Consider the following 12,516-nt stretch of genomic DNA (forward strand, 5'->3'; position numbering starts at 1 on the left):
CGCGAGACCCCGAAATCCGCCCTAAGACCGAGGTCTTGGGGCGGATTTCGTCGTCTCGGCGGGATGATCGCCACGCGGGGTGCGGATGCTCAGCGAGAGACCGCGAACTCCACCAGGCGCTCCTCGAACTCCGGATTCACGAGGGCACGCACGTGCGTGCCCGATTCCTCGTAGTCGGTGCTCAGCACGGTGTTCTTCTCGTGCAGCAGCGTCACGAGGTCGCCGCGCTCGTACGGCACGAGCAGCTCCACCTCGACGCTCGGCCGCGGGATCATCTCGTCGATGCGCGCCAGCAGCTCCGGGATGCCCTCGCCCGATCGCGCCGACACGAACACCGCCGTGGGCTCGAGCCCGCGCAGCACCAGCCGGTCGTCGTCGGTCACGAGGTCGCTCTTGTTGAACACCACGATCTCGGGGATGTCCCGAGCTCCGGCCTCACCGAGCACGTCGCGCACCGTGGCGATCTGGCCGGCAGGGTCGGGGTGCGATCCGTCGACGACGTGCACCACCACATCCGACTCGGCCACCTCTTCGAAGGTCGATCGGAAGGCCTCGACCAGCTGGTGCGGCAGCGCACGCACGAAGCCCACCGTGTCGGCGAGCGTGTACGGGCGCCCGTCGGCCGTGGCCGACTTGCGCACCGTCGCATCGAGGGTTGCGAAGAGGGCGTTCTCGACGAGCACCCCCGCGCTCGTCACGCGGTTGAGCAGCGAGGACTTTCCGGCGTTCGTGTAGCCCACGATCGCCACGCTCGGCACCGCGTTGCGCTTGCGGTTGGCCCGCTTGGCCTCACGGGCCGGCTTCATGGCCACGATCTGCTTGCGCAGCTTCGCCATGCGGGTGTGGATGCGCCGGCGATCGAGTTCGATCTTCGTCTCACCGGGGCCGCGGGAACCCATTCCGGCTCCTGCGCCACCCACCTGGCCGCCGGCCTGCCGGGACATCGAGTCACCCCAGCCGCGGAGCCTGGGCAGCAGGTACTCGAGCTGCGCGAGCTCCACCTGCGCCTTGCCCTCGCGACTCTTGGCGTGCTGGCTGAAGATGTCGAGGATGACGGCCGTGCGGTCGATCACCTTGACCTTCACCACGTCTTCGAGCGCGCGACGCTGGCTGGGCGCGAGTTCGGTGTCGGCGATCACGGTGTCGGCACCGAGGCTCGCCACGATGGCTCGCAGCTCCTCGGCCTTGCCTTTGCCGAAGTAGGTGCTGGGGTCGGGATGCGGCCGGCGCTGCAGCAAGCCGTCGAGAACGGCGGCGCCCGCGGTCTCGGCGAGAGCTGCGAGCTCGCGCAGTGAGTTCTCGGCATCGTCGAGCGAGCCCTGCGAGTAGACGCCGATGATCACGACGTTCTCCAGCCTCAGCTGGCGGTACTCGACCTCGGTGACGTCTTCGAGCTCGGTCGAGAGCCCCGCCACCCGGCGGAGCGACTGGCGGTCTTCGCGGTCGAACTGGTCGCCGTCGTAGCCGTGACCCGGCGCATCCGCCGTCTCGGTGCGCTGGAGCGCCTGGGCCGAGCCGGGGGCGAAGAGCGAGAAGCCGCTCGAACGGGATTCGGCGCGAGCCAGCACCCGGGCGACGACGTCGTCACCGGTGGATTCGGGATCCGCGGTCGTGTGGTCTGACATTGCAGTCAAGACTAGTCTCCTTGTTTGCTAGATTCCCTCTATGGATGGCGAGCACTACTTCTCCGCGCAGCCCGCCGGAGAGCTCTCCCTGCGGGAGATCGGCGTGACTCTGGCCGGCTCTCCGTACCGCCTCACGACGGCGTCGGGCGTGTTCAGCCCCGACCGGATCGATGCCGGAACCCAGGTTCTGCTGGCGAACGCGCCCACTCCCCCACCCGGCGGGAATCTGCTCGATCTCGGGTGCGGTTGGGGGCCTGTCTCGTTGACTCTCGCCCTGAAGTCACCGCGTGCAACGGTGTGGGCGGTCGATGTCAACGAGCGCGCTCTGGATCTGGTTCGTCGGAATGCTCACATCATGGGTCTCGAGAATATCAACGCCTGCCGTCCGGAAGATGTTCCCGCTGATCTCGGTTTCACCACGATCTGGTCGAATCCGCCGATCCGGGTCGGCAAGAACGAGCTGCACGCGATGCTGGAGCACTGGCTGCCGAGACTCGACGCAGGGTCGGATGCCTGGCTCGTCGTGCAGAAGAACCTCGGCTCCGATTCGCTGCAGCGGTGGCTCGACACCGAGTTCCCGGGGCTCACGGTGGCGCGCACCACCACCAACAAGGGGTACCGCGTGCTGCGGGTGCGCAAGCGGGCCTGAGCCGGGTCAGGCGACCGAGAGATCGCCCTCGTAGACGAGTTCCGCCGGCCCGGAGAGGGCCACGTGCTCGCCGTCCTCGGTCGGGAACATCCGAACCCCCACGACACCACCCGGAACGGCCACGCTCCAGTTGTTGGGTGCACCAGCCCCGGCCCAGTGTCGCGTCGCAAGCGCCGCCGCCGCCGCACCCGTACCGCAGGAGAGCGTCTCGCCGCTGCCGCGCTCGTGCACACGCATCCGGATGTGTCCGACGCCATCGCGCACCAGGGGGTCGCCGGGAACTACGAACTCGACGTTCGCGCCTTCCTGAGGCAGCGGTTCCAGGTGCGGGATGAAGCTGAGGTCGGCGGCGTCGAGCTCGTCGTCGTCGGCCAGCGCGACGACCACGTGGGGGTTGCCCACGTTGATGCCCAGACCGGGCCGCGCGACCGGAAGGTTCTTGGCGCGCACGAGCGGCTCGCCGCCATCCAGCCGCCAGCGGCCGAGGTCGACCTGGAAGCCGAGCTTGTTGCGCTGCACGTCGCGCACGCCGCCGCGGGTGCCGATGACGAGGGTCTCGCCGGGGGCCAGGGTGGCCAGATCGTTGTCGAGGAGATAACGGGTATAGACGCGGATGCCGTTGCCGCACATCTCGGAGAGCGATCCGTCGGCGTTGTAGTAGTCCATGAACCATTCGGCTGCCGGGTCTTCGGCCAGGGCCGCTTTGCCCGCCTCGAGGCTCTTCGAGCGCACCACACGCAGCAGACCGTCGGCTCCGACGCCGAAATGGCGGTCGCAGATGGCCGCGATCTGAGTGGGGCTGAGGTCGATCTCACCGTCGGGATCGGTGAACAGCACGAAATCGTTTCCGGTGCCCTGGCCCTTGGTGAAGTGCAGCTCGGCTGGCATGGATTCAGTCTAGAGCCGCGCGGATGGCGGCCTGCACGCTGTCCGCCTGCAGCGGATCGGCATCGATCGCGTTCGGGTAGCGCTTGAACCAGCTGACCTGGCGGCGGGCGTACCGCCGGGTGAGAGCCTGCGCCTCGGCGATGGCCTCCGCCCTGGACTGACGCCCGTCGAACACGGCGAGAGCCTGCGCGTAGCCGATGGCACGCGCCGCCGTGGTGCCCTCGCGCAGACCCGCAGGGAGCAGAGCGGCGACCTCGTCGACGAGGCCGGCGGCCCACATCCGCTCGACGCGGGCATCCAAGCGGGGCACGAGCACCTCTCGGGTCATGCCGAGCCGGATGATCGTGGCCGGGTGCCGGAGAACGGGCTCGTCGGGCAGGGTACCGCTGAGCGGTTCGCCAGTGAGCTCCACCACCTCGAGAGCGCGCACCAGGCGGCGGGCGTTGAACTGGCCGATGGATGCGGCGGCCACCGGATCGATGGCCTTCAGCCGCTCGTAGAGCGCGCGGGCACCGCCGGTCTCGGCGTCGGCTTCGAGGCGGGCTCGCACACGCTCGTCGCGCGCCGGGAAGCGGAAGTCGTAGATCACGGAGGAGACATAGAGCCCCGAACCGCCGACGAGGATCGGCACGGCTCCACGGGAGAGGATGTCGTCGACGGCGGCGCGCGCCTCACGCTGATAGGCCGCGACGGAGGCGTCGTCGGTGACCGCCAGGACATCCAAGAGGTGGTGGGGCACTCCTCGACGCTCGGCGGGCGCGAGCTTGGCGGTGCCGATGTCCATGCCGCGGTAGAGCTGCATCGCGTCGGCGTTCACGATCTCGGCGCGTCGACCACGCGCAGTCAACTGCTCGGCGAGGTCGAGCGAGAGCTCGGACTTGCCGGTGCCGGTGGCGCCGACGACGGCGATCAGACGAGGAGCGCCGGCCTGTCGCGTGACCCCGGACCGTGTGCTGGGCGCGCTCTCCGCGGAACCGGACGCAGGATCGACAGGCACCGCCTAGTCGCGGAGGTCGTCGGTCGGGCTGTAGATGGGCACCGTGGCCACGGAGTGCGCACCGGCCGCCGGCAGCGCGCTGGGTGCGACCCGCAGGGTGGGCAGACCGAGAGAGACACGCGCGACCGAGCCGCCTGGGCCCGATGCTCCCGCGGGGGCCGGCACCGCGCAGGATGCCGCTTGTGCGCGGTCCCAGGCGTCGCCGGCGCGAGTGGCACGCACCTCGAGCGGCGACCCGTCGGAGTCGGCGATGAGGTGGAACGGCGCCGCCTGCGTGATCGTGACCGACACCATGTCCCCCGGGCGTGGACGCAGGGAGCCCTCGGGGACTTCGAAGTGCACCAGCCGGCTGTCCTGGGCGCGACCGCTCATCCGGTTCGTCGCCGAATCCTTACGGCCTTCTCCGTTCGCCACCAGCAGCTCGACCTGCCGGCCGACGAGCTTCTGGTTCTCCTCGAAGGAGATGTGGTCTTGGAGGGCGACGAGCCGCTCGTAACGCTCCTGCACGATCTCATGCGGAACCTGATCGGGCAGCGTGGCAGCCGGTGTTCCGGGGCGGATCGAGTACTGGAAGGTGAAGGCCGAGGCGAACCGGGCTTCCTCCACCACGCGCATGGTCTCGAGGAAGTCCTCTTCGGTCTCGCCGGGGAAGCCCACGATGATGTCGGTGCTGATGGCGGCGTTCGGGATCTTCTCGCGAACCCGCTCGAGGATGCCGAGGAACTTCGCCGAACGGTAGGAGCGGCGCATCGCACGCAGGATGCGGTCGGACCCCGACTGCAACGGCATGTGCAGCTGCGGCATGACCGACGGCGTCTCGGCCATCGCGTCGATGACGTCGTCGGTGAACGCCGCCGGATGGGGGCTCGTGAAGCGGATGCGCTCGAGTCCCTCGATGGCACCCGCGGCCCGCAGGAGCTTGCTGAAGGCGAAGCGGTCGCCGAACTCGACGCCGTAGGAGTTGACGTTCTGGCCGAGCAGGGTGACCTCGACGGCCCCGTCGTCGACCAGGTACTGGATCTCGCTGAGGATCTCGCCCGGCCGGCGGTCTTTCTCCTTGCCGCGGAGCGAGGGCACGATGCAGAAGGTACAGGTGTTGTTGCATCCGACCGAGATGGACACCCAGCCGCTGTAGGTGGAATCGCGCTTGGTGGGCAGCGTCGAGGGGAAGGTCTCGAGCGACTCGAGGATCTCGATCTGGGCGGCCTCGTTGTGCCGGGCTCGTTCGAGCAGGCTCGGCAGGGAACCCATGTTGTGCGTGCCGAACACCACGTCGACCCAGGGTGCCTTGTCGAGGATGACGTTCTTGTCCTTCTGAGCGAGGCACCCGCCCACCGCGATCTGCATGCCCTCGTGCCGGCGCTTCACCGAGGCGAGGTGACCCAGATTGCCGTAGAGCTTGTTGTCGGCGTTCTCCCGCACCGCGCAGGTGTTGATCACCACGACGTCGGCCTCGACACCGTCGGCCTTCACATACCCGGCCGCTTCGAGCGACCCGCTCAGCCGCTCCGAGTCGTGCACGTTCATCTGGCAACCGAAGGTGCGCACCTCATAGGTGCGGGCACGACCGGTGGCATCACGCGAGGCGGTCGAGGCCTCGATGATCGTGGGTGCTTCGCTCACAGTGCTCATGGTGAGACAAGTCTACGAGCACAAGGTCAGCGGAATCGCGGGAGCCCGGTCGAACGCCTCGTCGCCATCGCCCGGCGCGTGACCTCGCGCACCACGCCCGATGCGAAACCGCGACGGGTGAGGAACCCGACCAGCCGGCGCTCGGCCGTGGCGTCGTCGTACGAGGCGAGCTGACCGATCCGCTTCACCGCGGCCTCCAGGGCGAGCGTGAACTCGTGGTCGTCGTCGAGCTGCTCGAGTGCCTCGTTCACCACCGACACCGGAATCTTGCGGGCGACGAGTTCACGGAAGATGACCTGCCGGCTCTTGTGATTGCGCTCGCTGAGCCGCTCGACCAGCGCCTCGGCGAGCTCGACGTCGTTCAGGTAGCCGAGCTCCCGGTAGCGCGCCACGAGCACCACGGCCTCTTCATCGGAGGCGCCCTGCGCCATCAGCAGCGCGTGCGTCTCGTCGGCCGAGAGCTGCCGCCGGCCGAGGGCGCGCACCACCGTGTCACTCACTCGCTCGAGACGCTCCTCGTCGGAGACCGCATCCGGCTCCACCGCCGCGAGACCGGTGAACTCAACGGTCGATCTGGGTTTCTCCCGACCGCCCGACGACGGGTGGGCCTCGAAGCCGGTCGGCACCGGGCCACGGCCCCGCCGCACGGCATCGAGGCTCACGACGTCGTTCATGCGGATCAGGCGCCCTTCCGCGAGGCGATCTTGGGCGCAATCGGCTCGACGTTGCCGGCAGCGACCGCCGCCGCGGCAGCCGCGGCCCCGACCTCGCCGATGCCGAGCTTCGCCAGGATCTTGTTCTCGATCTCGAGCGCCACATCGGGGTTCTCAGTGAGGAAGCGGCGGGAGTTCTCTTTGCCCTGGCCGAGCTGGTCGCCGTCGTAGGTGTACCACGCCCCCGACTTGCGCACGATCTCGTGCTCGACGCCGAAGTCGATCAGGCTGCCCTCGCGCGAGATGCCGATGCCGTAGAGGATGTCGAACTCCGCCTGTTTGAAGGGCGGCGCCATCTTGTTCTTGACCACCTTCACCCGAGTGCGGTTGCCGACCGCCTCGGTGCCCTCCTTGAGGGTCTCGATACGGCGGATGTCGAGACGCACCGAGGCGTAGAACTTCAGCGCCTTTCCACCGGCGGTGGTCTCGGGGCTGCCGAAGAACACGCCGATCTTCTCGCGGAGCTGGTTGATGAAGATCATGGTGGTGTTGGTCTGGCTGAGGCCACCGGTGAGCTTACGGAGCGCCTGAGACATGAGGCGCGCCTGGAGACCCACGTGGGAGTCGCCCATCTCGCCTTCGATCTCGGCGCGGGGCACGAGTGCCGCCACCGAGTCGATGACGATCAGATCGATCGACCCGGAGCGCACGAGCATGTCGGCGATCTCGAGAGCCTGCTCCCCCGTGTCGGGCTGCGAGACGAGCAGGGCATCGATGTCGACGCCGAGCTTCTTGGCGTATTCGGGGTCGAGCGCGTGTTCCGCGTCGATGAAGGCGGCGATGCCTCCGGCGCGCTGCGCGTTCGCGATGGCGTGCAGGGTGAGCGTCGTCTTACCCGACGACTCCGGGCCGTAGATCTCGACGATGCGACCACGGGGCAGACCCCCGATGCCGAGCGCGACATCCAGCGCGATCGATCCGGTCGGAACGACCTCGACGGGCGCGCGATCGTCGCTGCCCAGCCGCATGACCGAGCCCTTGCCGAACTGGCGGTCGATCTGGGCGAGTGCGGTTTCGAGTGCTTTCTCACGATTTGCGTCTGACGGCATCTCGGTCTCCTTTTGATCGTTGTGCGGCCGGGTCGGCTGCGTCGGTGTGCCCACAGGCTGTCGTGTGCGTTCGATCTTCCGAACGGCAACGACAAGGCGTTCACGGGATTGCTCGAACAACATCCACGCTAGAGAGACCGTCCGACATCACGTCGGGGATCCATCGATCTGTGGAGAACTGTTTCGATTCTCTCGCTGTGCAGAACACTACCGAAGTCCGAACATACCTTCGAGACAAATGCGGCGTGTCGGCGACGAAAAAGGCCCCCGGCGTACCGGGGGCCTTTCGAAACTGCTTCGGTGTTCAGCCGCGGGGCTGGGCGGGAAGCCCCGCCCCATGTCGTCTCGTCAGCGGCACATCCGCTGCCTGGCACACCGCGAGCCACACCTCTCGCGGGGGGATGCCTGACGCCAACGCCTGCTCGGGCGTTCGGTCTCCGAGGCCGACGAGCACGAGATCGCTCGTGACAACCTGACCGTAGGCCACACCGAACTCGTCGGTGATCGCCTGCCGGAACTCGCTCAGCCGCACTACCGGGCGACGAGATCCGCGTCGAAGTCGGCGACGAACTCGTCGGGAACGGTGTCGGGGATCGGGTCGATTCCCTCCACGATCGCCAGACGGTCTCCGACTTCGCGCATGATGACCGAGATGGGCGTGTCGAGAGCATCGGCCACCGACGCGAGGATCTCGCTCGAAGCCTCTTTCTGGCCTCGCTCGACCTCACTCAGGTAGCCGAGCGCGACGCTCGCCTTGCTGGCCACTTGACGAAGGGTGCGCCCCTTCTGCAGGCGGAAGTCCCGAAGCACGTCGCCGATTTCCTGACGAACTAGAATCATTGGACCCTCCTTGCGTTCCCGTCACGGTCATTTCGAGTGGCACCCGAACCGCTGGTCGACAGTGGTTCGTAGCAGAAACTCTAGACGACGGGGACTGGACATATCTTGTGAATGACATCAGATGTAACGAGATCGAAACGCGTCGCATTCCCGGCCGGTTTCATCCCAGGGATTCTTCCAGAATCACCAGCGCGTGCTGCACGACCCCGACCCTCACCGCGTTCCGGTCACCGGTGATGCGAAGGGGGAAACTCCGCACCTCTCCCCCGATCGCGAGCCCCACGAAGGCTGTTCCCGGCTCGTGTCCGTCATGGGATTCCGGGCCGGCGACGCCCGTCGTCGAGAGCCCGATGAGCGCGGGCTCGCCCCCGACGGCCAGGGCGGTGCGAACGCCGACCGCCATCTGCATCGCGACATCCGGATGCACGGGGCCGTGTGCCGAGAGCACCTCCGCGTCCACACCCAGCACGGTGTGCTTGATCGCGGTGTCGTAAGCCACGACGCCGCCCCGGAGCACAACGGATGCACCGGGCACGGCCACGAGGGCAGCCGTCAGCAGGCCACCGGTCAGCGATTCCGCGATCGCGATCGAGCTGTGGCTCGTCGTCAGGGCGGCGATGATGCGGGTGGCCACGTCATCCGGCCGGGCCGCGGCATCCGCGCCGTCGGTCATTTCGACGCCGGTGCGCGATTCAGACGCCAGGCCTGCACGAGGTAGTCGATGCCCGTCACCACGGTGAGGAGCAGCGCGAGCGTCATGAAGACGCCGTTGACCCAGTTCACCCAGTCTCCGAGCAGCATCGGGAACGGCAGCAGGGCGAGCGAGATCGCGATCGACTGCACGAGGGTCTTGAGCTTGCCACCACGCGAGGCCGGGATGACGCGGTCGGAGAGCTGCACGAAGCGCCACACCGTGATGCCGACCTCCCGAACGAGGATCACGATCGTGACCCACCAGGGCAGCTCGGCGAGGATCGACAGACCGATGAGCGCCGCCCCCGTGAGCACCTTGTCGGCGATCGGATCGAGCAGCTTGCCGAGGTCGGTCACGAGGTTGCGGCTGCGGGCGATGTGCCCGTCGATGCCGTCGGTCGCGATGGCGAGGATGAACAGCACAGCCGCGGCCCAGCGGAGACCGCCGTCGGCGCCGTTGTCGGCCAGCAGCATCACGAAGAACACCGGCGCGAGCAGGATGCGCACGATCGTGATCGCGTTGGGAAGGTTCCAGTTGCTCGGCTGCGGAAGCGCCGCTGCTGCTCCGTCGCTCTTCGTCACGTGCTACTCCCTGCCGGTCAACTGCCAGGCATCCTCGCTCGAAGATTCCTCGTCCTCAGCGTATCGGGCGTTGCCCTGCGGCGACACCGAGGGGGCATGCCCGGCGGAGGCTCCCGCACCCGCTGCGGGCCCATCGCCCTCGCCTCGCAGCATCGCCAGGATGTCGGGCAGCTGATCGGCCGTCACGAGCACGTCGCGAGCCTTCGAGCCCTCCGACGGGCCCACGATCTCGCGCGACTCCAGCAGGTCCATCAGCCGGCCGGCCTTCGCGAACCCGACCTTCAACTTGCGCTGCAGCATGGACGTGGAGCCGAACTGCGTGTTCACCACCAGCTCGGCCGCGGCGAGCAGCACCTCGAGGTCGTCTCCGATGTCGGAGTCGATCTGCTTCTTCTCTGCCGTGACGGCCACGTCGTCGCGGTAGTCGGGACGCGCCTGGCGCGTGACATGCGCCACCACCTTGGCGATCTCCGACTCGCTCACCCACGCGCCCTGCACGCGGATGGCCTTCGAGGAGCCCATCGGCAGGAAGAGCGCGTCGCCCTGGCCGATCAGCTTGTCGGCTCCCGGCTGGTCGAGGATGACGCGGGAGTCGGTGACGCTCGTGACCGCGAAGGCGAGCCGCGAGGGCACGTTCGCCTTGATGAGTCCGGTCACCACGTCGACCGAGGGCCGCTGCGTGGCGAGCACGAGGTGGATTCCGGATGCGCGGGCGAGCTGCGTGATGCGCACGATCGAGTCCTCGACGTCCCGAGGGGCCACCATCATGAGGTCGGCGAGCTCGTCGACCACCACGAGCAGGTAGGGGTACGGCTTGAGCACGCGCTGCGAGGCCGGCGGCAGCTGGATCTCGTCGTTGATGACGGCACGGTTGAAGTCATCGATGTGCCGGAAGCCGAAGCTCTCGAGGTCGTCGTAGCGCATGTCCATCTCCTTCACGACCCAGGAGAGGGCTTCGGCGGCCTTCTTCGGGTTCGTGATGATGGGCGTGATGAGGTGCGGAACACCCTGGTAGGCGGTGAGCTCCACGCGCTTGGGGTCGATGAGCACCATGCGCACCTCACTGGGCTTCGCGCGCATGAGGATGGAGGTGACCATCGAGTTGACGAAGCTCGACTTTCCCGAGCCGGTGGAACCGGCCACCAGGAGGTGGGGCATCTTGGCGAGGTTGGCGAGCACGAACTTGCCCTCGACGTCTTTGCCGACGCCGATGGTCATCGGATGCGTGTCGTTGATGGCCTTCGACGATCGCAGCACGTCGCCGAGCACCACGGTCTCGCGATCGGTGTTCGGGATCTCGATGCCGATGGCGCTGCGCCCCGGGATGGGAGACAGGATGCGCACCTCGTTCGAGGCCACCGCGTAGGCCAGGTTCTTGCTGAGCGCGGTGACGCGCTCGACCTTGACACCCTGGCCGAGCTCGATCTCGTAGCGCGTGACGGTGGGACCGCGGGAGAAGCCGGTGACGGTGGCGTCGACGGAGAACTGCTTGAGCACATCCGTGATGGCGCGCACGACCTCGTCGTTCGCGGCCGATCTCGCCTTGGCCGGGCCGCCCGCCACGAGGTTGGAGGCCGCGGGCAGGCGGTAGTTCGCCGCGTCGCGCTCCTGGGCCGCGGCGAGGGTGAACGCATCCGGAGCCTCGTCGGCGGCCGGCGCGGTGGGGATGGGCGTGCCCGAGAACGCGGGCAGCGCCTCGGTCATCGAGTCGTCGAGCAGGCCCGTCGCCGAGGGGCGGCCGGGCAGCACCTCGCCGGTCACGCGCTTGATCGCGAGTTCGGCGGCCTCCATGTCGTCGAGCAGACCGTTGCCGAAGGCCTCGGTCGTGTCGATGTCGGCCGCGCTCGCGAACGGCACCTCCTCTTCGCGCACCGTGCGGTCTTCGACCCTCGGAGCGATGAGCGGGGTGTCGAACTCGGGGTCGACCTCGCGCTGGCTCTTGTTGCGACGCCACCACGGCAGCGACTCGCCTTCGTCGTCGCCCGCGGCGCCGAAGTCGAGCACGTCTTGCGTGGTCATCTCCTTCGCCGCCCCCTTGGCCGGCTGCGGCTCGTCGTCGGCCGGGGCCGGGGTGCCGAAGAGGTAGGCGTAGAGCTCACGGAAGCGACGGCCGATCTTGTTCGGCGGCGTCTTGGTGACGATGAAGAGCGAGAGAACGAAGAAGAAGGAGATGACGATCGTCGCGCCGATCGGCGTAATGAGCGCGATGAGGGGTGCGGCCACGATCCAGCCGACGATGCCGCCCGCGACGGCCAGCGCATCCATGCCGGTCGCCGGGTCGGGCGCCGAGCCGAAGACGTGGCAGAGCCCCGAGACCGAGACGAGCATCACGGCGAGGCCGATGCCGATGCGCCCGTTGTCGTGCACCGAGCTGGGGTGCCGGAAGAGCCAGAGCGCGAGCAGCAGCATGATGACCGGCAGTGCGTAGGAGACCCGGCCGAACAGGCCCCCGAAGGTCCACGCGTTGAGCGAGATCGCGACCGCGTTCGTGGCGAGGAACCACTCCACCACGGCGCCCGCGACCGCGAGCAGGAAGATCAGGAAGGGCAACCCGTCGCGGCGCTCCTCTTTCGCGAGCTTCTCGGGGCCGAACGCCCGGGCGGCTCCGCCCACGAGATGGGCCAGGCCCATCCAGGCGGAGGCGAACACGTTGGTGCCGCCCGGCTCCTCGACGACCGGGTACTTGACGGTCTTCTGCGCGGCGGTGCGCTGGGCCGGCTTGCGACTGCTCGCCGCCGGCCCGCGCGCCGATGACGCCCCACGGGAACGGGGCGTCGACTTGCTACTGGTGGCCATCCTGTCACGCTACCGGCGACCGCCGACTTCGCCCCGTCATGGGCCGCGGGTG

At 68.2% G+C, this 12,516-nt stretch carries 12 protein-coding genes; 1 reads left to right on the top strand and 11 read right to left on the bottom strand.

What is annotated here, in order from left to right; all coding sequences use genetic code 11:
* Positions 1-89: 89 nt before the first annotated feature.
* Positions 90-1,625 carry a GTPase HflX gene (gene hflX / locus VD659_RS15465; RefSeq protein ID WP_423261964.1) on the bottom strand — a complete coding sequence of 512 codons (1,536 nt, stop codon included), beginning with the start codon at positions 1,623-1,625 and terminating at the stop codon, positions 90-92.
* Positions 1,626-1,665: 40 nt separating this feature from the next.
* Between hflX and VD659_RS15470 the strand changes: the two genes are divergently transcribed.
* Complete coding sequence (locus VD659_RS15470; protein WP_423261965.1) at positions 1,666-2,274, top strand: class I SAM-dependent methyltransferase; 609 nt, start codon at positions 1,666-1,668, stop codon at positions 2,272-2,274.
* Positions 2,275-2,280: 6 nt separating this feature from the next.
* Here VD659_RS15470 and dapF read toward each other — a convergent pair whose 3' ends face one another.
* The 10 genes from dapF to VD659_RS15520 all read right to left on the bottom strand — a co-directional run bounded on the left by dapF (position 2,281) and on the right by VD659_RS15520 (position 12,464).
* Entirely contained in the window at positions 2,281-3,162 is an 882-nt protein-coding gene (gene dapF, locus VD659_RS15475) for a diaminopimelate epimerase (RefSeq protein ID WP_423261966.1), read from the bottom strand.
* Between the two features lie 4 nt (positions 3,163-3,166).
* A complete protein-coding gene (miaA, locus tag VD659_RS15480) occupies positions 3,167-4,075 on the bottom strand; it encodes a tRNA (adenosine(37)-N6)-dimethylallyltransferase MiaA (protein ID WP_423262126.1) in 909 nt (302 codons plus the stop codon).
* An 87-nt stretch (positions 4,076-4,162) separates the two neighbouring features.
* A complete protein-coding gene (miaB, locus tag VD659_RS15485; protein ID WP_423261967.1) occupies positions 4,163-5,791 on the bottom strand; it encodes a tRNA (N6-isopentenyl adenosine(37)-C2)-methylthiotransferase MiaB in 1,629 nt (542 codons plus the stop codon).
* A 26-nt stretch (positions 5,792-5,817) separates the two neighbouring features.
* On the bottom strand, positions 5,818-6,465 hold the full coding sequence (locus VD659_RS15490; protein WP_423261968.1) for a regulatory protein RecX: 648 nt from the start codon (positions 6,463-6,465) through the stop codon (positions 5,818-5,820).
* Positions 6,466-6,470: 5 nt separating this feature from the next.
* The gene (recA, locus tag VD659_RS15495) at positions 6,471-7,553 is read right to left on the bottom strand and encodes a recombinase RecA (protein WP_423261969.1); all 1,083 of its coding nucleotides are present in this window, start codon (positions 7,551-7,553) and stop codon (positions 6,471-6,473) included.
* A 304-nt stretch (positions 7,554-7,857) separates the two neighbouring features.
* On the bottom strand, positions 7,858-8,085 hold the full coding sequence (locus VD659_RS15500) for a DUF3046 domain-containing protein (RefSeq protein ID WP_137836128.1): 228 nt from the start codon (positions 8,083-8,085) through the stop codon (positions 7,858-7,860).
* Complete coding sequence (locus VD659_RS15505; protein ID WP_137836129.1) at positions 8,085-8,393, bottom strand: helix-turn-helix domain-containing protein; 309 nt, start codon at positions 8,391-8,393, stop codon at positions 8,085-8,087. Before VD659_RS15505 ends, VD659_RS15500 begins: the two co-directional genes overlap by 1 nt.
* Before the next feature lie 160 nt (positions 8,394-8,553).
* On the bottom strand, positions 8,554-9,066 hold the full coding sequence (locus tag VD659_RS15510; RefSeq protein WP_423261970.1) for a CinA family protein: 513 nt from the start codon (positions 9,064-9,066) through the stop codon (positions 8,554-8,556).
* Positions 9,063-9,668, bottom strand: coding sequence for a CDP-diacylglycerol--glycerol-3-phosphate 3-phosphatidyltransferase (gene pgsA / locus VD659_RS15515; protein ID WP_423261971.1), 606 nt, complete (start codon positions 9,666-9,668; stop codon positions 9,063-9,065). The genes VD659_RS15510 and pgsA overlap by 4 nt, the downstream gene beginning before the upstream one ends.
* Before the next feature lie 3 nt (positions 9,669-9,671).
* On the bottom strand, positions 9,672-12,464 hold the full coding sequence (locus VD659_RS15520) for a DNA translocase FtsK 4TM domain-containing protein (RefSeq protein ID WP_423261972.1): 2,793 nt from the start codon (positions 12,462-12,464) through the stop codon (positions 9,672-9,674).
* Positions 12,465-12,516 lie beyond the last annotated feature (52 nt).

The organism is Herbiconiux sp. 11R-BC (genome assembly GCF_049472555.1).
In the GTDB taxonomy this organism is placed as follows: domain Bacteria; phylum Actinomycetota; class Actinomycetes; order Actinomycetales; family Microbacteriaceae; genus Herbiconiux.